The sequence below is a fragment of the Streptomyces hebeiensis genome (assembly GCF_052983195.1).
In genome coordinates this window covers 6,107,873-6,127,128 of the sequence record NZ_CM129812.1, presented here as the reverse complement: position 1 = coordinate 6,127,128, position 19,256 = coordinate 6,107,873, and the positions used below count along the sequence as shown (strand labels likewise).

Here is a 19,256-nt window from a genome sequence, read left to right as displayed (position 1 = left end):
CGTCGTTCACCGGATTCCGGGGATGAGGGAGATGATCAGGTCGATGATCTTGATGCCGACGAAGGGGGCGACCAGGCCCCCGAGGCCGTAGATCCCGAGGTTCCTGCGGAGCATCCGGTCCGCGGTCATCGGCCGGTAGCGCACGCCCTTGAGCGCGAGCGGGACGAGCGCGACGATGATCAGGGCGTTGAAGACGACCGCGGAGAGGATCGCGGACTCCGGTGAGGACAGCCGCATCACGTTGAGCGTGTCCAGGCCGGGGTACACCACGGCGAACATGGCCGGGATGATCGCGAAGTACTTGGCGACGTCGTTGGCGATCGAGAAGGTCGTCAGCGCGCCCCGCGTGATCAGGAGCTGCTTGCCGATCTCCACGATCTCGATCAGCTTGGTGGGGTCGGAGTCCAGGTCGACCATGTTCCCGGCCTCCTTGGCGGCCGAGGTGCCGGTGTTCATGGCCACTCCGACGTCCGCCTGGGCCAGCGCCGGGGCGTCGTTGGTGCCGTCCCCCGTCATCGCGACCAGCTTGGCACCGGCCTGCTCGCGGCGGATCAGGGCCATCTTGTCCTCGGGCGTGGCCTCGGCGAGGAAGTCGTCCACCCCGGCCTCGGCCGCGATCGCGCGGGCGGTCATCGGGTTGTCGCCGGTGATCATGACGGTTCTGATGCCCATCCGGCGCAGTTCGTCGAACCGTTCCCGCATGCCGGCCTTGACGACGTCCTTGAGGTGGATGACGCCGAGGACCCGGGCCCCGTCGGCGTCCTCCAGGGCCACCAGCAGCGGCGTGCCGCCGGCCGCGGAGATCCGCTCCGTGAGGTCCGCCGCGTCGTCGGCGATCCGGCCGCCGCGCTCCCCGACCCAGGCGGTGATCGAGCCGGCCGCTCCCTTGCGCACCCGCCGCCGGGCGCCGTCGTCGTCGAGGTCGACGCCGGACATCCGGGTCTGCGCCGTGAAGGCGACCCACTCGGCACCGGCCAGCTCGCCCTGGTGGCGCTCGCGCAGGCCGTACTTCTCCTTGGCGAGGACCACGACGGAGCGGCCCTCCGGGGTCTCGTCGGCCAGCGAGGAGAGCTGGGCGGCGTCGGCGAGTTCGGCCTCCGTCACGCCCCTGACCGGGACGAACTCGGCGGCCTGCCGGTTGCCGAACGTGATCGTGCCCGTCTTGTCGAGCAGCAGGGTCGACACGTCGCCCGCCGCCTCGACCGCGCGCCCGGACATCGCCAGCACATTGCGCTGCACCAGCCGGTCCATGCCCGCGATGCCGATCGCGGACAGCAGCGCCCCGATCGTCGTGGGGATCAGGCAGACCAGCAGCGCCACCAGCACGATCACGGACTGTTCGGCGTGGGCGTACGCGGCGAACGGCTGGAGGGTGACGACGGCCAGCAGGAAGACGACGGTGAGCGAGGCGAGCAGGATGTTGAGGGCGATCTCGTTGGGGGTCTTCTGCCGGGCCGCGCCCTCGACCAGGGCGATCATCCGGTCGATGAAGGTCTCCCCCGGCCTGGCCGTGATCCGGATGACGATCCGGTCGGAGAGGACCTTCGTACCGCCGGTGACGGCGCTCCGGTCGCCGCCGGACTCGCGGATCACCGGCGCGGACTCGCCGGTGATGGCGGACTCGTCGACCGAGGCGATCCCCTCGATCACATCGCCGTCGCCGGGGACGATGTCGCCCGCCTCGCAGACCACGTGGTCGCCGACGCGCAGACCTGTGCCCGGCACGCGCTCCTCGGCGCCTCCGGCCAGCCGGCGGGCGACGGTGTCGGTCTTGGCCTTGCGCAGCGTGTCGGCCTGCGCCTTGCCGCGGCCCTCCGCCACCGCCTCGGCGAGATTGGCGAAGAGGGTGGTCAGCCAGAGCCAGGCGGCGACGGCCCAGCCGAACCAGTCACCCGGGTTCACCGCCGCGAAGACCGTGGACAGCACGGACCCCACGAGGACCACGAACATCACGGGCGACTTGACCATCACCCGGGGGTCGAGCTTGCGTACCGCGTCCGGCAGCGAGAGGAGCAGCTGTTTCGGCTCGAACAGCCCGCCGCCGACCCGCTCCCCGGTGCGACCGGTGCGCGGTGCCGCGCGCCGCTCACGAGGTGTACCGGGCGTGGGAGTGGCACGAGGTGCCGTCGTGTGCTTCTTACGGGGGATCATGACGCCAGCCCTTCCGCCAGCGGCCCGAGCGCGAGCGCCGGGAAGTACGTCAGAGCGGCGACGATCAGGATCGTCGCGACGAGCAGCCCGGAGAACAGCGGCTTGTCGGTACGGAGCGTGCCGGAGGTCTCGGGTACGGGCGAGCGCTCGGCCAGCGAACCGGCCAGCGCCAGGACGAACACCATCGGCAGGAAGCGGCCCAGCAGCATCACCACGCCGAGCGAGGTGTTGAACCACGGCGTGTCCGCGGCGAGCCCCGCGAAGGCCGAGCCGTTGTTGTTGGCCGCCGAGGTGTACGCGTAGAGGATCTCGGAGAAGCCGTGCGGGCCCGTGTTGAGGAGGGAGTCGCGTGGCGTGGGCAGGGCCAGGGCCACGGCGGTGAAGCAGAGCACGAGCGCCGGGGTGACCAGGATGTAGAGGGCGGCCAGTTTGATCTCCCGGCCGCCGATCTTCTTGCCCAGGTACTCGGGGGTGCGGCCGACCATCAGCCCGGCCAGGAAGACCGCGATGACCGCCATGATCAGCACGCCGTACAGGCCGGAGCCGACACCGCCGGGCGCGATCTCGCCGAGCTGCATGCCGAGCATCGCGATTCCCCCGCCGAAACCGGTGAAGGAGGACATCGCGGAATTGACCGCTCCGGTCGAGGTGAGCGTCGTGGAGACGGCGAAGAGCGAGGAGCCGGCGACCCCGAAGCGGGTCTCCTTGCCCTCCAGCGCGCCGCCCGCGATGTCGTAGGCCGGTGCGCCGTGGTGGAACTCGGTCCACATCATCAGCGCGACGAAGGCGATCCAGATCGCCACCATCGCGGCGAGGATCGCGTACCCCTGCCTGAGGCTGCCGGTCATCCGCCCGAAGGTGCGCGTCAGGGCGAACGGGATCAGCAGTATCAGGAAGATCTCGAAGAGGTTGGAGAACGGGTTGGGGTTCTCGAAGGGGTGTGCGGAGTTGGCGTTGAAGTAGCCGCCGCCGTTGGTGCCCAGCTCCTTGATCGCCTCCTGGGAGGCCACCGCGCCGCCGCGCCACTGCTGGGAGCCGCCGAGGAACTGGCCGACCTCGTGGACCCCGGCGAAGTTCTGGATCGCGCCGCAGGCCACCAGCACGACCGCGCCGATCACGGACAGCGGCAGGAGGATCCGTACGGTGCCGCGCACCAGGTCGGCCCAGAAGTTGCCCAGCTCGCCCGTGCGGGACCGGGCGAAACCCCGGACCAGCGCCACCGCGACCGCCATCCCGACAGCGGCCGACAGGAAGTTCTGCACGGCGAGCCCGCCGGTCTGGACGAGGTGGCCCATGGCCTGCTCACCGGCGTAACTCTGCCAGTTGGTGTTGGAGACGAACGAGGCGGCGGTGTTGAACGCCTGGTCCGGGTCGATCGAGGCGAAGCCCATCGACCCGGGCAGGCCGCCCTGGAGACGCTGGAGCAGGTAGAGGAAGAGGACGCTCACCGCGGAGAAGGCGAGGACGCCGCGCAGGTAGGCGGGCCAGCGCAGGTTCGCGGACGGGTCGGCGCCGACGCACCGGTAGATCCACTTCTCGACCCGCAGATGCCGGGCGGACGAGTAGACCCGGGCCATGTGGTCACCGAGCGGACGGTACGCCAGTGCGAGCGCGGCGATGAGCGCGAGCAGTTGGAGTACCCCGGCGAGGACAGGGCTCATCGCTCAGAACCTCTCGGGGAAGACGAGGGCGAGGACGAGATAACCCAGCAGGGCGACGGCCACGACCAGGCCGACGACATTCTCGGCGGTCACAGCTTCGTCACCCCCTTGGCGACGAGGGCCACCAGCGCGAAGACCGCGACCGTGGCGAGGACGAAGGCCAGATCGGCCACCGTGTGCTCCTGAGTGAGTGCGGGACGAAAAACGACTCTCAGAGGAAACCCCGCGTTCCGGCCGCAGGCACGCACCGTTGACGGCTCCCATACGCCGCGCCCCGTCGGCTTGACGGACTCCATACACACCGGTGCGTGCCGCTGAGGACCTGCGAAAACGCCTGTGGGCCGCGTCCCGTGCACGGGACGCGGCCCACAGGGGGCGGTAGGCGCGGACACGCGCCGCACATCGATATTCAGCCGTACGGCCCAGACCGCGGGCGGCCGTCGCGCGGCTGCGGTGGCCGTCGCCGCCGCGGTCGGCCCGGTCGCCGGGTCAGGAGCCGGTCGTCAGGTCATCAGCCCGAAGCGGGTCAGCGCACCTCGGTGATCTCGGGACCGCGCTGGAGCTGCCCCATGCCGCCGGAGAAGCGCGAGTTCTCCTGCTCCTCCTGCTGGACGCCCTCGGCAACCATCTGCGCGTCGTCGGGCAGCTTGAGGACGATCGGGTCGCGCGGCGCCATCGGTCCCTCGCCGCGCACCACGACGGTGTCCCGGAAGATCTGCTCCAGCAGTCCGGCGGCCTCCGGCTGCACCGCGCCCTGCCCGGAGATCACCCCGCGCAGGAACCAGCGCGGCCCGTCGATGCCGATGAAGCGCACCAGCTGGACACCGCCGGTGCCGTCCGGCAGCTGCACGGGCACCTGGGCGCGCAGCTCCCATCCCAGCGGTCCCTCGATCTCGTCGATGATGCCGCCCTGCTGGGTGATGCCGGTGGCGATCTCCTCGCGGACCTCGCCCCAGATGCCCTCGCGCTTGGGCGCGGCGAACGCCTGGAGCTGTACGGCGCTGTCGCGCAGGACGACCGTCGCGGCGACGATCGCGTCACCGGCGACCTCCACGCGCAGCTCCATGCCGTCGACGGTGGGCACGAAGATGCCGCCCAGGTCCACCCGGCCCTCGGCGGGCCTGGAGACCTCGGAGATGTCCCAGGGGCCGTCGGGACGGGGCGCCGGCGGAAGGTTGGTCCGGCGAGGGGCATCGGCCTCCTCGCTCCCGGCGTCATCCGTGTCGGTGCCGGAGTCCTCGACGAACTGCTCGGTCTCGCCCGCTGTTTCCGCCGTGTCCTGTGCGGATTTCTTCTTGCGACGTCCGAACACGTCACTGTCCTTCCCGGTCGGATACGACCGACGCGTATCGATTCCCACCCTGTACGCCGTCCACGGCGGCATGGCCGCCGGTGGACCCGAAGCCCCCCTCGGCCCGCGCGGAGCCGGGGAGCTCCGCCACCTCGTGGAAGCGCACCTTCTCGACCTGCTGGACGACCAGCTGGGCAATCCGGTCGTACCTCTCGAACCGCACGCTCTCGCGCGGATCGAGATTGACCACGATCACTTTGATCTCTCCACGGTACCCGGCATCCACCGTCCCGGGGGCATTCACCATGGCGACACCGCAGCGGGCCGCGAGCCCGGAGCGGGCGTGCACGAAGGCGGCGTAGCCGTCCGGGAGGGCGATGGCCACGCCCGTCGGCAGGACGGCCCGCTCGCCGGGAGCGAGCTCGGCGGCCCGGGTGGTGACGAGGTCGACGCCGGCGTCGCCCGGGTGTCCGTACGAGGGGACCGGCGCCTCGGGGTCGATCCGGCGGATCAGCACGTCGACGGGACTGCGGCTCATGGGGTCACCTCGAAGGCGCCGGCGCGGACGTGCCCCGGGCGTATCGGCACGTACGGCGCGTACGCCGCCGTGTGCGGCGCGTACCGCGTGCGCGGCCCGCGGGGCGGGTACGGCGGGTACGGCGACAACACTTTCGGCCCGGCCGGGAGTCCGGGGGGCGCTCCCCGGGATGGCACGTTACTCACAGGCGCAGACCTTACCCGCGCGGTCGCCCCCGTACCGCACCGTGCCAAGCTTGGCTTCATGGAGCCTTCCGCCGTGCGCTACGACGAACGCCTGACCGCCCCCCGCTCCTGGTGGGGGATCGCCGCTCTCATCGGGGTGGCGGGCGGACTGATCCTGCTGCCCCTGGGCCCGTTGCCGATGCTCGGCGGGGTGCTCACCGCGGGCGCGCTGGCGGCGGCGGGAGTGAGCGCGTACGGCTCGGCGCGGATCCGGGTGGTCGCGGACTCGCTGGTCGCGGGCGACGCCCGGATCCCGGTCGCGGCGCTCGGCGAGGCGGAGCCGCTGGACGGCGAGGAGGCGGTCGCCTGGCGGGGGTACAAGGCCGATCCCCGCGCCTTCCTGCTGCTGCGCAGCTATGTGCCGACGGCGCTGCGCGTGCCGGTCACGGACCCCGAGGACCCGACGCCGTACGTCTACCTCTCGACCCGGTCGCCGAAGCGGCTGGCGGCGGCGCTGACGGCCGTACGCGCGGGTCAGGACACGGACCGGCCGGCCGGCTCCCAGAGCTGACTCCGCGCCCGGGAGGCGTCCGCCGGGAAGGGCGGACGGGCGGGGCGTCAGGGCCGCGGTCCGCCGGGCAGCTCGGGGAGGGGTTCCGCGGGCTGCTCCAGGGGCGGCAGCCCGGGCAGCGCGTTCCAGGCGACCTGGCGGGCGCGCAGGTCCTTGCGGACGCGCTCGGCCACCTTCTTGGTGTCCCGCCGGTTCATCATGGCGCCGACGGTGGCACCGACCAGGAACGGGACCAGGTTGGGCAGGCTGCGGATCGTGCGCTTCATGATCTGCTGGCGCAGCTCGCGCTTCACAGGGCCGCTCAGGGCGCCGTTGAAGGTGGACGGTCTGGTGATGTCGACGCCGCGCTCCTGCGTCCAGGACGTCAGGTAGGCGGCGCTGCGCTGGGTCAGTGTGCCGGGCGGTCGCAGCCCGTACACCTCGTGCAGTTCCGCGATGAGTTTGAGCTCGATCGCGGCCACGGCGGTGATCTCCGCCGCCAGCTCGGCCGGCATCGCCGGTGGTACGGGCAGCATCGCGACGGCGCCGATCCCGGCGCCGACCGTCGAGCTGCTGTTCGCGGCCCCGGCGATCAGCTTGTCGGCCAGTTCCTCGGGGCCGAGGCCCGGGAACTGTCTGCGCAGGGTCGCGAGGTCCCGCACGGGGACCCGCGGGGCGTTCTCGATGATCCGGTCGGCGAGGTGGCCGAGCGCCGCCTTGGCGCTGCCGCTGCCCTTGCGCACCCCGCGTCTGACGCTGTGCAGCCGCCCGCCGAGGTCCGTTCGTCGGCCCCTGGTCAGGGGGACGCCGAGGGTGGTGGATGCCTCGGGGGACGCGGCTTCGAGCGAGGCCGAGCGGCCTCGCTCGTTGTCACGCGCGTCGGAACGGGGCAGCGGGACGGCGGCGTGCTCGGGAGTGGGCGTCATGCCCTCAGCCGGGCCCGAGCCGCCCTTGTGCGCCTCCGGTGGGGCCGGACGGCCCGCACGCCGGAAGCGGCGCTTCCTGGACGGTTTGTCGCCTGCCACGGCCGACCGGACCTCAGTCGCAGTCGCGGCAGATCGGCTGGCCGTTCTTCTCGCGGGCCAGCTGACTGCGGTGGTGCACCAGGAAGCAGCTCATGCAAGTGAACTCGTCGGCCTGGCGCGGCAGGACCCGGACGGAGAGCTCCTCGTTGGAGAGATCCGCGCCGGGCAGTTCGAGCCCTTCGGCCTGCTCGAACTCGTCGACGTCGACCGCGGAGGTCGACTTGTCGTTCCGCCGTGCCTTCAGTTCCTCGAGGCTGTCCTGATCGACGTCGTCGTCGGTCTTGCGTGGGGTGTCGTAATCCGTTGCCATGTCGTTCTCCCCCTCTGGGTGTCTGTGGTGTCTCAGCGCTCGTAACGCGTGAGGGGCCGGACTTGTGCCCGGCTCGAGGCGGAGATTTTGCCTCACATCAAGGTCTGTTACTCAATCGACACCCAGCCGGCTCCCCTGGGAGTGATCGGCTTCGGGTGGCGAGGGGGACCGTACACGGTCCCCAGGTGCTACTTCACGGGCGCCACCCCGTGTACTTCCCGTGATCCAGCCCCTTGGAAACCCGGACTTTACCGGCTTTCCGCAGGACAATTGATCACGGAGAGTGGACAGGCGGGAATTCGCCCCTGTGATCGATCACACAGGGCTCCTCCGGCATCCGGTGCGCGAAATTCCGCGCAAAGCGAACAAAGCAATCTGCCGACCGAACACCGCGCGCATTCTCTCAGATCGGGAGAGTGACACGCATCACGAGCCCGCCGCCCTCGCGGGGTTCCGCGTGGATCCGCCCGCCGTGCGCGCGGGCCACGGACCGGGCGATCGACAGGCCGAGTCCCACGCCCTTGTCGCTGCCCGTGCGTTCGGTCCGCAGCCGCCGGAACGGCTCGAAGAGGTTGTCGATCTCGTACGCCGGGACGACCGGGCCGGTGTTCGACACCACCATGACCGCCTGCCCCTGCTGCGACTCGGTCGTGACCTCCACCCAGCCTCCCTCCGGGATGTTGTAACGGACCGCGTTCTGCACCAGGTTGAGGGCGATCCGCTCCAGCAGGACGCCGTTGCCCTGGACGACCACGGGCGCCCGCTCCCCACGCACCTCGACGCCCTTGCTGTCCGCCTCGGCGAGTGTCTGGTCCACCGCGCGGGTGGCCACCTCCGCCAGGTCGACGGGCTTGCGCTCGACGATCTGGTTGTCGCTGCGGGCGAGCAGCAGCAGTCCTTCCACGAGCTGTTCGCTGCGCTCGTTGGTGGCCAGCAGCGTCTTGCCGAGTTGCTGCAGTTCCGCCGGCGCCCCCGGATCGGAGAGGTGGACCTCCAGGAGGGTCCGGTTGATCGCGAGCGGTGTGCGCAGTTCGTGCGAGGCGTTCGCGACGAACCGCTGCTGGGCGCTGAAGGCCCGCTCCAGCCGGTCGAGCATCTCGTCGAAGGTGTCGGCCAGTTCCTTCAGCTCGTCGTCGGGGCCGTCCAGCTCGATCCGGCGCGAGAGGTCGGAGCCGACCACGCGGCGCGCGGTACGGGTGATCCGGCCCAGCGGCGAGAGGACCCGGCCGGCCATCGCGTAGCCGAAGGCGAAGGCGATGACGCTCAGCCCGATCAGGGCGAAGATCGACCGCGTCAGCAGCTCGTCCAGCGCCTGCTGGCGCTGGTGGTTGACGCAGCTGTTCATCGCCGCGTTGAACTCCTCGGGCGGCGCCTGGTCGGGGAAGTTGCAGACGTCGCTGCTCACCTTGCCGGTCACGATCTTGAACGGCAGCTCACTGCCCACGTGCAGGGCCTGCGCGGCCAGCAGATAGATGATCGAGAGCAGCAGGATCCCGGCGATCAGGAACATCCCGCCGTACAGGAGGGTGAGCCTTATCCGGATCGTCGGCCGCACCCAGGGGAGGGACTGGTCGGGCCGGCGCGGGTCCCAGGTGGGCTTCGGAGGTGCCGCCGGCGGCACCGGGGCGGTCGCCACGGGCATCAGATCCGGTATCCGGAGCCGGGCACCGTGACGATCACGGGCGGCTCACCGAGCTTGCGGCGCAGGGTCATCACGGTGACCCGGACGACATTGGTGAACGGGTCGGTGTTCTCGTCCCACGCCTTCTCCAGCAGCTGCTCGGCCGAGACGACCGCGCCCTCGCTGCGCATCAGGACCTCCAGCACCGCGAATTCCTTGGGCGCTAGCTGGATCTCGCGGCCTTCGCGGAAGACCTCACGGCGGTTGGGGTCCAGCTTGATGCCGGAACGCTCCAGGACCGGGGGCAGCGGTACGGTCGTACGCCGGCCGAGGGCCCGGACCCGGGCCGTGAGCTCCGTGAACGCGAACGGCTTGGGCAGGTAGTCGTCCGCGCCCAGCTCGAGGCCCTCGACCCGGTCGCTGACATCGCCCGATGCCGTGAGCATCAGGACCCGGGTCGGCATGCCGAGCTCGACGATCTTGCGGCAGACGTCGTCGCCGTGGACCACGGGGAGATCGCGGTCGAGCACCACCACGTCGTAGTCGTTGACCCCGATGCGCTCCAGCGCGGCCGCCCCGTCGTAGACCACGTCGACGGCCATGGCCTCCCGGCGCAGCCCGGTGGCCACCGCATCGGCGAGCAGCTGCTCGTCCTCGACGACGAGTACGCGCACGTCGCTTTTTCCTTCCTCTGGGCCCGTCACCCGTGATCAGGGCAGGTCGTGGCACTGGCTGTGCGGCTCCATCCTGCCTGTTACGGCCATAAACCGACGGTAAGGCGATGTCGGGTGACCAGGCACATCAGGGGCCGTCGCGGAACGGACCGGATTTATTGAAGCGTGGAGGTTTCTGGCGCTCCGCCCCTGGGGATGACGACTGCACACCCGAGATCGCGCCCTGTTTGTGGCCTGCCACACCCTTGTCTGCCAATCCAGAGGCAGTGGGTGCGTGATCTACCCGCCGTCGGCACACCCCCGTGCCACTGACCGACGCCGGCACACCCCCGTGCCGCTGACCCACGACGAGGGGGCGCAATGGACGCGTTCACCGCCGGGCTTCTCCAGCGTATAAAAGCCACGGAGACCGACCTGACCCGCGCCCGGGAGACGGGCGACGACTTCCTCGCGGACGTCGAACAGGAAGAGCTGGAAGACCTTCGGCGGCTCGCCGCCGAGCACGGTGTGGAAGTGGGCGCGGGCAGCGCCTGACATCCGGACCGGGGTCTTGCAGACACAGTCGTAGACGCACAGTCGTAGACATATACAGATCCATACGTAGTACAGAGCCGTAGAGACCCACAGAGAGGGCCCCGGCGCCGAGGGGATCGGCGCCGGGGCCCTTCCGCCTGTCCTCCGCCCCGATCAGTCGGGGATCAGTCGTGCCAGGCGCCGTACTCCTCCAGGAGCGCCTGCAGGGGCTCGAAGACCCCGGGGGACGCGGCCACCGTCAGATCGCCGTCCGGCCGGGCGCCGGGCCGGCCGCCGGTGAGCGCGCCCGCCTCGCGGGCGATGAGTTCGCCGGCCGCCAGGTCCCAGGGGTGCAGCCCGCGCTCGTAGTAGCCGTCCAGCCGGCCCGCCGCGACGTCGCTGAGGTCGGCGGCGGCCGAGCCACCGCGCCGGATGTCCCGCAGCCGCGGGATCAGCTTCTGGGCGATCTCCGCCTGGTGGGCGCGTACGGCGGTGACGTAGTTGAAGCCGGTCGAGACGAGGGCCTGGTCCAGCGGCGGCGCGGGCCGGCAGCGGACCGGCCGGTCGTTCAGGAAGGCGCCGCCCCCGCGTACGGCCCGGAAGGTCTCCGCCCGCATGGGGATCTCCACGACGCCCACCAGCGTCTCCCCCTCGTGCTCCGCCGCCACCGACACGGCCCAGGTGGGCAGGCCGTACAGATAGTTGACGGTGCCGTCCAGCGGGTCGACGATCCAGCGGACGCCGCTGGTGCCGGCCGAGCTGGCGCCCTCCTCGCCGAGGAAGCCGTCGTCCGGGCGGCGCTCGGCGATGTAGCCCGTGATCAGTTTCTCGGCGGCGATGTCCATCTCGGTGACGACGTCGATGGGGCTGGACTTGGTCGCGGCCACGGCCAGGTCGTCGGGCCGGCCGTCGCGCAGCAGCGCGCCGGCCCGGTGGGCCGCCTCCAGGGCCAGGGTCAGCAGTTCGGCGGAGAGGTCCGCGTCCGGTCGGGGGGCGTCGGTCACAGGGGCTCCGTAAGAGGTTGAGAGGGCCGGGTCGGGCGCGGGGGCGGCCGGCCGTGAGGCCGCCGGTCCCGGGCTCACGCGTAGGCGCTGTCGGCGCCCGCGGCGGCGGGCTTGGGGGCACGGGCCGGGCAGCAGCCCACCGGGCAGAGGTCATGGCCGGGCCCCAGCGCGCCGAGGGCACAGCGCGTCACCTCGCGCCCCCGCTCGGCGGCGGCGCGCTCCACGACGAGGTCGCGCACGGCGGCGGCGAAGCGCGGATCCGCGCCCACCGTCGCCGAGCGGCGCACCGGCAGTCCCAGCTCGGCGGCCTTGGCGGTGGCCTCGGTGTCCAGGTCGTACAGGACCTCCATGTGGTCGGAGACGAAGCCGATCGGGGCCATGACGACCGCCGGGACGCCCTGCCCGTGCAGCTCCTCCAGGTGGTCGCAGATGTCCGGTTCCAGCCACGGGATGTGCGGGGCGCCACTGCGCGACTGGTAGACGAGCCGCCAGGGGTGTTCGGTCCCGGTCTCCTCCCGTACGGCGTCCGCGATCAGGCGGGCGACGTCCAGGTGCTGTGCCACGTAGGCCCCGCCCTCACCGTGCGCCTCGACGGGGCCCGAGGTGTCGGCCGCCGCGACGGGGATGGAGTGCGTGGTGAAGGCGATGTGCGCGCCCGCGCGGACGTCCTCCGGCAGGTCCGCGAGCGAGGCCAGCACCCCGTCGATCATGGGGCGCAGGAAACCGGGGTGGTTGAAGTAGTGCCGCAGCTTGTCCACCCGGGGGACGTCGATCCCCTCGGCGGTCAGGGTGGCCAGCGCCTCCGCGAGGTTCTCGCGGTACTGGCGGCAGCCTGAGTACGAGGCGTAGGCGCTGGTGGCGAGGACGGCGATACGCCGTCGGCCGTCCGCGGCCATCTCGCGCAGCGTGTCGGTCAGGTACGGCGCCCAGTTGCGGTTGCCCCAGTACACGGGCAGGTCAAGGCCGTGCTCGGCGAAGTCCCCGCGCAGCGCGTCGAGCAGCGCGCGGTTCTGGCCGTTGATCGGGCTGACCCCGCCGAACAGGAAGTAGTGCTGCCCCACTTCCTTGAGCCGCTCCGTGGGGATGCCCCGGCCCCTGGTCACGTTCTCCAGGAACGGGACCACGTCGTCGGGCCCTTCCGGGCCGCCGAACGACAGCAGGAGGAGGGCGTCGTAGGGGGAGGTGTCGAGCTGTTCGGCCATGAATCGATCCTGCCACCAGCCCCGCGGCGCCGGTACCGCGCCCCGGCCCATGGCGTGGCGGGCCCCGGGGCGCGGTCCGGCGCGTGACGGCGTGCCCGGGGCGCGATCCGGCGCGAGACGGCGAGCGGGTGGGGCGCGTACGGCACCGGCCCGACGCCGGGGCCGTGCCCCGCGCACCGCACTGGCCAGAAAATCGGGGGCATGGGGACGGCGTGCGACCGTAAGCTGTTCCGTCGCCGTTCGTTCCTTACCGGAGCCCTGCCGGATCGTTCCTCTCCGCAGCGCCCGTTCCCTCACCGGAGTGCCCGTTGTCCAGTTCCTACCGCGCGATCTTCGCGGCTCCCGGTACCGGGGGATTCAGCGCCGCCGGCCTGATCGGACGGCTCCCGCTGGCCATGATGGGCATCGGCGTGGTGACGATGGTCTCCCAGCTCACCGGGCGGTACGGGCTGGCCGGCGCGCTGTCGGCGACGATGGCGATGTCGGCCGCCGTCCTCGGCCCGCAGATCTCCCGGCTGGTGGACCGGCACGGCCAGCGGCGCGTCCTGCGCCCGGCGACCCTGATCGCGGTGGCGGCCGTCGCGGGCCTGCTGCTCTGTGCCGAGTGGGGCGCGCCGGACTGGACGCTGTTCGTCTTCGCGACCGGCACGGGCTGTGTGCCGAGCCTGGGCGCGATGGTGCGGGCCCGCTGGGCGGAGATCTACCGGGGCTCGCCCCGCGAGCTGCACACCGCGTATTCGTGGGAGTCGATCGTCGACGAGATGTGCTTCATCGTCGGTCCGATCGTCTCGATCGGTCTGTCGACGGCCTGGTTCCCCGCCGCGGGCCCGTTGCTGGCGGGGGTGTTCCTGGTCGTCGGCGTCCTGTGGCTGACGGCTCAGCGGGCCACCGAGCCCGTCCCCCGGCCGCGTGCCGAGCACACCGGCGGGTCGGCGCTGCGTTCACCGGGCCTGCGGGTGCTGGCGGCGACCTTCCTGGCGACGGGCGCGATCTTCGGCGCGGTCGACGTGGTGACGGTCGCCTTCGCCGAGGAGCAGGGCCACAAGACGGCGGCGAGCCTGGTGCTGGCCGTGTACGCCCTGGGATCGTGCCTGGCCGGGGTGGCGTTCGGGATGCTGCATCTGTCCGGGCCGCCCGCGCGGAGGTGGCTGGTGGGCGTCTGCGCCATGGCCGTGAGTATGATCCCCCTCCAACTGGCCGGGAGCCTGCCGTTCTTGGCCGTGGCGCTCTTCGTCGCGGGTCTGTCCATCGCACCGACGATGGTGACCACGGTGGCCCTCGTCGAGGCGCACGTACCGCGCACCAAGCTGACCGAGGGCATGACCTGGACCAGTACCGGGCTCTTGGTCGGGGTGGCGCTCGGCTCGTCGGCCGCCGGCTGGGTGGTCGACGCGGCCGGTGCCCGGGCGGGGTACGCGGTGCCCGCGGTGGCGGGCGCCGTCGCGGCCGCGGTGGCGTTCCTGGGGTTCCGCCGGCTGCGCGAGCCGGCACCGACGCGGGGAGGGCACGGGGCGGATGACCGGAATCCTGACAGGCGGGACGGGATCGAGCGCGTGGCGTAACTGGGCGGGGACGGTCACCGCCCGGCCCTCCCGGCAGGTCTCCCCCGCCTCCGCGGACGCCGTCGCCGCCGCCGTGCGCCGGGCCGCCGAGGACGGGCTGAGGGTCAAGGCCGTCGGTACGGGGCACTCGTTCACCGCCATCGCCGCCACGGACGGGGTGCTGATCCGGCCCGAGCGGCTCGTCGGCATCCGGAAGCTCGACCGGGCGGCGGGCACCGTCACCGTCGCCGCGGGCACGCCGCTCGGACGGCTGAACGCGGCGCTGGCCCGGGCGGGCCTGTCGCTCACGAACATGGGCGACATCATGGAGCAGACGGTCTCCGGCGCGACCGCCACCGGCACCCATGGCACCGGCCGCGACTCGGCCTCGATCGCGGCGCAGATCCGCGCCCTGGAGCTGGTCACCGCGGACGGCTCGCGCTTGCGCTGCTCCCCCGGGGAGAACCCGGACGTCTTCGCCGCCGCCCGGATCGGGCTCGGCGCGCTGGGTGTGGTCACCTCGATCACGTTCGCCGTGGAGCCGTTGTTCCTGCTGACGGCGCGTGAGGAACCGATGTCGTTCGACCGGGTCACCGCCGAGTTCGATCAGCATGTCGCCGAGAACGAGCATTTCGAGTTCTATTGGTTTCCACACACGGACAACTGCAATACCAAGCGCAATAACCGCAGCGCGGGGCCCGCGGCTCCCCTCGGTCGCGTCCGGGGCTGGATCGACGACGAGTTCCTCTCCAACGGGGTCTTCCAGGTGGCGTGTTCGCTCGGCCGGGCCGTGCCCGCCGCCGTTCCCCCGCTCGCCCGCGTCTCCAGCCGCGCGCTGTCCGCGCGTACGTACACGGACATCCCTTACAAGGTCTTCACGACACCGCGCCGGGTGCGCTTCGTGGAGATGGAGTACGCGCTGCCCCGGGAGGCGGTGGTCGAGGCGCTGCGCGAGGTCAAGGCCATGGTCGAGCGGTCCCCTCTGCGGGTGAGCTTCCCGGTGGAGGTCCGGACGGCGCCCGCGGACGACATCGCCCTCTCGACGGCCTCGGGCCGGGAGAGCGCGTACATCGCGGTGCACCTGTTCCGGGGCACGTCCCACCGCGCGTACTTCACCGCGGTGGAACGCGTCATGACCGCGCACGGCGGACGGCCGCACTGGGGCAAGATCCACACCCGGGACGCGGCGTACCTGTCCGCGGCCTATCCGCGCTTCGGCGAGTTCACGGCGCTCCGCGACCGGCTGGACCCCGACCGGCTGTTCGGCAACGACTACCTGCGCCGGGTGCTGGGCGACTGACGGGCCATGGCTCTCCTGCCGTTACCGGTTCGCCGTGCCGGCGCCGGAGTCGCCCCCGGACCCCGCACCGGAACCGGAATCCGGTGTGGCGCCGGTTCCGGAGCTGTCCGGCCCGGAGGGACCGGAGTTGTCCGTTCCGGATCCGCCGCCCGAGGTGCCGGAGGGCGCCGGCGTCGGGTCGCCGGACCGTGCGCCGTCGCCCGCACCGGAGGGCGGGGTGGCGGGCGTACGGGACGGACCGGCGCTGCCGCCCCCACCGCTGTCCGCGCCCTGCCCGGCGTCCGGCGACGCGTTCGGGTCCGGGCTCGCCCCGCCGTCCTGCCCCTGCCCGTCGGACGGAGAGCCGGAGGACGGAGTGGGCGCGGGACCGTCCTCCGGTACGGATCCACCGCCACCGCCGCGTACGACGGACCCGACGGTCGTCGCGTGGCCGCCGCCCGGACCCTGGCCGGACATCAGCTCGAACCCGGTGACACCGGCCATGGCGAGCAGGAAGACGCCGACGGCCGCGAGCAGCGGGCGCTTCCAGCCGCGCCCCCGCGCCCGGTCACGGGTCCGGGCGCGGGCACCATGAGTGGTGGCCTCGCCGTACTCGGTGTTCAGGTCCGTCGGCACACGCAGCAGCCGGGTCGCGTCAACAGGAACGTACGGATCGCCCGGATCAGGGGATTCACCTGGCATACGAAGATCGCCGGAAGCACCCGAATCCGCGGCGTTCGTCGCGCCGCCCGCACCGTTCCGGTCGCTCCGCACCACCACCTGCCGCCCTCCGGGCTTGGCCTGGACGGTGACCACGCGGATCTGCTCCCCGGTTCGCCGGAACAGGTGCTGGAAGACCGAACCGCCACACGTGGCCACGACGCTGACCACTCCCGCGCCGAGGACCGTGCCGTACACGCCGAGCCGGGAGGCGAGGACCGCCGCCGCGATCGCGGCGAGGGCACTGCCCGCGACCTGCGGAAGGTTCAGATCGAGGCGCCGCCGCTCCGTGGGCGCGTCCGCGCCCCGCTCCCCCGCCTCGTCCCGCCCGTCGCCCGTACTCAGCTCCGCTTCCGCATCCCGCACCGCGCGTCGCGTGCCGCTGCCATGCTTCTGGTGCATCTAAAGCCCCTGCTTGCCCATCTGTCCCAGCTTGCACCCGGAAGTGACCGATGAGCGAAGGGGATAGTTCCGTTTCAGGGGATTGTGTGAAGCATCCCACCCGCTGATCCGCTCCACGTACCGTCAGCGGCGGCTTCGCGCGGACGAGTCCCCGACCGGAGAGAATCTCGAGCGGCGCGCCGGTCCACCCGGATGGCCCGAATGGAGTACTGTGGCGAGCCCTGGGGCCGGACTCCCTCACGGGTGGCCGGGGACCTACGGGAAGGGGGCCGCACGTGGCACTCGATCCGGCGGAGCCGACGGCACCGTACGGGCGCCTGCTGCACAGAGTGACCGGGTTCGTCACTCCGCGTGGCAAGCAGGTACCGTGCCATGACGGCGATCCAGGCCCCCGGCCCGACACGCCGGGCAGTACGGAAAGGTTGTGGCAGGCTGCACCCGGGCAGGTCACACTCGACTAGCGGAAGCAGCGACGCACGTGACGTCGGCAGGCACCACCCGGGAGGTCCCCATGCCCGAACTGCGTGTCGTGGCCGTCTCCAACGACGGCACACGACTGGTGCTCAAGGCTGCCGACAGTACGGAATACACGCTTCCGATCGATGAGCGGCTGCGCGCCGCCGTGCGCAACGACCGCGCCCGTCTCGGCCAGATCGAGATCGAGGTGGAGAGCCACCTCAGGCCGCGCGACATCCAGGCGCGGATACGAGCCGGTGCCTCCGCGGAGGAGGTCGCCCAGCACGCGGGCATCCCGGTGGACCGGGTCCGCCGGTTCGAGGGTCCCGTGCTCGCCGAGCGCGCCTTCATGGCCGAGCGCGCCCGGAAGACACCCGTCCGGCGCCCCGGCGAGAACACCGGACCCCAGCTCGGCGAGGCGGTGCAGGAGAGACTGACGCTGCGCGGCGCCGAGAAGGACACCGTCCAGTGGGACTCCTGGCGCCGGGACGACGGCACGTGGGAAGTGCTGCTGGTCTACCGCGTCGCGGGCGAGCCGCACGCGGCGAGCTGGACGTACGACCCCCCGAGGCGGCTCGTACAGGCCGTCGACGACGAGGCGCGCGCGCTGATCGGCGACACGGACGACACGGTCACGCAGGAGCCGAGCTTCCCGTTCGTCCCACGGATCGCCCGGCTGCCGCGCGACCGGCCGCTGGACCGTTCGCTCGACCGGCAGTTGGAGCGGCCGCCCTCGGCGGAGCCGGAGGAGGCCGACGAGCGTGACTCGCTGACCAGTCTCCTGGAGGCGGTGCCGAGCTTCCGCGGCGACATGGTCGTACCGGAACGCCCCGCCCTGCCGGATTCGTCCTCGTCCACGTCCCTGGACGTGGACGAGGAGCCGGAGGAGGCCGAGGAGCCGATCGCGCCCGCCGCGTCGGCCGGCGCCGGCTCGGCGTACGCGGACGTGCTGATGCCCCGTTCGGTCGCCGGGCACCGCGACCGGCTCACAGGCACGACGGACCGCCAGGCCGAGGCGGACGGGGTGCGTCCGGGCCGGCGGGCCGCGGTACCGAGCTGGGACGAGATCGTGTTCGGCACGCGCCGCAAGAAACAGGACTGACGGCGGCGACGGGCCCCGTCGGGGTAAGTGGATCAGCACGTCCTTACATACGTACGCCGAGGGGCCCGTACTCACCGCATCCGGAGTACGGGCCCGTCGCCTCGGGTACGGACTTCGAATGCGGAAGTCCCTCGCGCGCGTCCCTGCGGGGCCCTCCCTCATGCGGGCCCGCGCTCGGTGGCCTGCCCGGGCCCCGGGGCGGGCCTACTGGGGGTCCGGGCCCGTGGCGACCGGGCGGGACTCGTCCGCCGACCACTGCGACCAGGAACCCGCGTACAGCGCGGCCGGAACGCCCGCGAGTTCGAGCGCCAGCACCTCATGGGCGGCGGAGACGCCGGAACCGCAGTAGACACCGACCTGGGCTCCCTTGGTCGCGCCGAGTGCCGAGAAGCGTTCCGCGAGGTCGCCCGCGGGGAGAAACCGTCCATTTTCGGCCACGTTCTCCGTAGTGGGCGCGGAGAGGGCGCCGGGGATGTGGCCGCCGACCCGGTCGATGGGCTCGACGTCGCCCCGGTAGCGCTCGGCCGCCCGCGCGTCCAGCAGCAGCCCGTCGCGGGCGAGGGCCGCCGCTCCGTCCGCGTCCAGCAGCGGGAGCGACCCCGGGACGGGAGCGAAGTCCCCCTCCTCCGGCTTGGGCTCCTCGGTGGACAACGGTCCTTCCCAGGCGGCCAGCCCGCCGTCCAGGACCCGTACGTCCCGGTGGCCCGCCCAGCGCAGCAGCCACCAGGCGCGGGCCGCCGCCCAGCCCTGCCCACCGTCGTACACGACGACCGGGGTGTCCTGTCCCACGCCGGCCCGGCGCATCACCGCGCCGAAATCGGCCACGTCCGGCAGGGGGTGGCGACCGCCTGCACCGGGCGGCGCCGACAGTTCCGTGTCCAGGTCGACGAAGACGGCACCGGGCAGGTGCCCGGCCTCGTACGCCGGACGTCCGGGCGGACCGCCCAGCTGCCAGCGGACGTCGAGCAGTACGGGCGGTCGCGGCCCGGCCGACTCGCTCGCGAGATCGGCCGCGTTGATGATGGCTGTCATGGATGCCATCCTCCCGTACA

Annotated in this window: 19 protein-coding genes; 5 read left to right on the top strand and 14 right to left on the bottom strand. The window is 72.1% G+C overall.

The features are described from left to right. Positions 1-6 precede the first annotated feature (6 nt). From kdpB to dut, 6 genes are all read right to left on the bottom strand, one after another. Positions 7-2,151 (bottom strand): potassium-transporting ATPase subunit KdpB, encoded by a 2,145-nt coding sequence (gene kdpB / locus ACU6P3_RS26275; RefSeq protein ID WP_447194378.1) that lies wholly within the window; start codon positions 2,149-2,151, stop codon positions 7-9. After that, positions 2,148-3,812 (bottom strand): potassium-transporting ATPase subunit KdpA, encoded by a 1,665-nt coding sequence (kdpA, locus tag ACU6P3_RS26270; RefSeq protein ID WP_447194377.1) that lies wholly within the window; start codon positions 3,810-3,812, stop codon positions 2,148-2,150. The genes kdpB and kdpA overlap by 4 nt, the downstream gene beginning before the upstream one ends. Positions 3,813-3,815: 3 nt before the next feature. Then, positions 3,816-3,905 carry a K(+)-transporting ATPase subunit F gene (gene kdpF / locus ACU6P3_RS26265; RefSeq protein WP_037802756.1) on the bottom strand — a complete coding sequence of 30 codons (90 nt, stop codon included), beginning with the start codon at positions 3,903-3,905 and terminating at the stop codon, positions 3,816-3,818. After that, positions 3,902-4,108, bottom strand: a complete 207-nt coding sequence (locus ACU6P3_RS26260; protein WP_344271049.1) for a hypothetical protein — start codon at positions 4,106-4,108, stop codon at positions 3,902-3,904. Before ACU6P3_RS26260 ends, kdpF begins: the two co-directional genes overlap by 4 nt. 230 nt (positions 4,109-4,338) lie before the next feature. Continuing rightward, complete coding sequence (locus ACU6P3_RS26255) at positions 4,339-5,124, bottom strand: DUF3710 domain-containing protein (RefSeq protein ID WP_344271046.1); 786 nt, start codon at positions 5,122-5,124, stop codon at positions 4,339-4,341. A 1-nt stretch (position 5,125) separates the two neighbouring features. Then, a complete protein-coding gene (dut, locus tag ACU6P3_RS26250; RefSeq protein ID WP_030745233.1) occupies positions 5,126-5,641 on the bottom strand; it encodes a dUTP diphosphatase in 516 nt (171 codons plus the stop codon). Positions 5,642-5,884: 243 nt separating this feature from the next. On the opposite strand from dut, the gene ACU6P3_RS26245 reads away from it, so the two are divergent. Further along, complete coding sequence (locus ACU6P3_RS26245) at positions 5,885-6,376, top strand: DUF3093 domain-containing protein (RefSeq protein WP_447194376.1); 492 nt, start codon at positions 5,885-5,887, stop codon at positions 6,374-6,376. Positions 6,377-6,423: 47 nt separating this feature from the next. Here the strand turns inward: ACU6P3_RS26245 and ACU6P3_RS26240 are convergent, their stop codons facing one another. The 4 genes from ACU6P3_RS26240 to ACU6P3_RS26225 all read right to left on the bottom strand — a co-directional run bounded on the left by ACU6P3_RS26240 (position 6,424) and on the right by ACU6P3_RS26225 (position 9,985). Beyond that, positions 6,424-7,380 carry a hypothetical protein gene (locus ACU6P3_RS26240; RefSeq protein ID WP_447194375.1) on the bottom strand — a complete coding sequence of 319 codons (957 nt, stop codon included), beginning with the start codon at positions 7,378-7,380 and terminating at the stop codon, positions 6,424-6,426. A 13-nt stretch (positions 7,381-7,393) separates the two neighbouring features. Continuing rightward, positions 7,394-7,690, bottom strand: coding sequence for a DUF4193 domain-containing protein (locus tag ACU6P3_RS26235; protein WP_030350183.1), 297 nt, complete (start codon positions 7,688-7,690; stop codon positions 7,394-7,396). 403 nt (positions 7,691-8,093) lie between these two features. Further along, the gene (locus ACU6P3_RS26230; protein WP_447198076.1) at positions 8,094-9,326 is read right to left on the bottom strand and encodes a sensor histidine kinase; all 1,233 of its coding nucleotides are present in this window, start codon (positions 9,324-9,326) and stop codon (positions 8,094-8,096) included. Positions 9,327-9,331: 5 nt separating this feature from the next. Further along, complete coding sequence (locus ACU6P3_RS26225) at positions 9,332-9,985, bottom strand: response regulator transcription factor (RefSeq protein WP_030745240.1); 654 nt, start codon at positions 9,983-9,985, stop codon at positions 9,332-9,334. Between the two features lie 360 nt (positions 9,986-10,345). Here ACU6P3_RS26225 and ACU6P3_RS26220 point away from each other — a divergent pair, with 360 nt between their 5' ends. Next, positions 10,346-10,519, top strand: coding sequence for a hypothetical protein (locus tag ACU6P3_RS26220; RefSeq protein ID WP_199814004.1), 174 nt, complete (start codon positions 10,346-10,348; stop codon positions 10,517-10,519). 164 nt (positions 10,520-10,683) lie between these two features. Here the strand turns inward: ACU6P3_RS26220 and ACU6P3_RS26215 are convergent, their stop codons facing one another. Both ACU6P3_RS26215 and ACU6P3_RS26210 read right to left on the bottom strand, forming a co-directional pair. After that, on the bottom strand, positions 10,684-11,502 hold the full coding sequence (locus ACU6P3_RS26215) for an inositol monophosphatase family protein (RefSeq protein WP_030745242.1): 819 nt from the start codon (positions 11,500-11,502) through the stop codon (positions 10,684-10,686). 74 nt (positions 11,503-11,576) lie between these two features. Beyond that, a complete protein-coding gene (locus ACU6P3_RS26210) occupies positions 11,577-12,704 on the bottom strand; it encodes a ferrochelatase (protein WP_447194374.1) in 1,128 nt (375 codons plus the stop codon). Between the two features lie 308 nt (positions 12,705-13,012). Here ACU6P3_RS26210 and ACU6P3_RS26205 point away from each other — a divergent pair, with 308 nt between their 5' ends. Together ACU6P3_RS26205 and ACU6P3_RS26200 are read left to right on the top strand one after the other, a co-directional pair. Further along, complete coding sequence (locus ACU6P3_RS26205; RefSeq protein WP_447194373.1) at positions 13,013-14,266, top strand: MFS transporter; 1,254 nt, start codon at positions 13,013-13,015, stop codon at positions 14,264-14,266. Then, a complete protein-coding gene (locus tag ACU6P3_RS26200) occupies positions 14,220-15,545 on the top strand; it encodes a D-arabinono-1,4-lactone oxidase (protein WP_447194372.1) in 1,326 nt (441 codons plus the stop codon). The genes ACU6P3_RS26205 and ACU6P3_RS26200 overlap by 47 nt, the downstream gene beginning before the upstream one ends. A gap of 21 nt (positions 15,546-15,566) precedes the next feature. On the opposite strand, the gene ACU6P3_RS26195 is transcribed toward ACU6P3_RS26200, so the two are convergent. Continuing rightward, on the bottom strand, positions 15,567-16,646 hold the full coding sequence (locus ACU6P3_RS26195) for a hypothetical protein (protein ID WP_447194371.1): 1,080 nt from the start codon (positions 16,644-16,646) through the stop codon (positions 15,567-15,569). Between the two features lie 511 nt (positions 16,647-17,157). Between ACU6P3_RS26195 and sepH the strand changes: the two genes are divergently transcribed. Beyond that, entirely contained in the window at positions 17,158-18,204 is a 1,047-nt protein-coding gene (sepH, locus tag ACU6P3_RS26190) for a septation protein SepH (protein WP_447194370.1), read from the top strand. 204 nt (positions 18,205-18,408) lie between these two features. On the opposite strand, the gene ACU6P3_RS26185 is transcribed toward sepH, so the two are convergent. Then, positions 18,409-19,236 carry a sulfurtransferase gene (locus ACU6P3_RS26185; protein ID WP_447194369.1) on the bottom strand — a complete coding sequence of 276 codons (828 nt, stop codon included), beginning with the start codon at positions 19,234-19,236 and terminating at the stop codon, positions 18,409-18,411. Between the last annotated feature and the right edge of the window lie 20 nt (positions 19,237-19,256).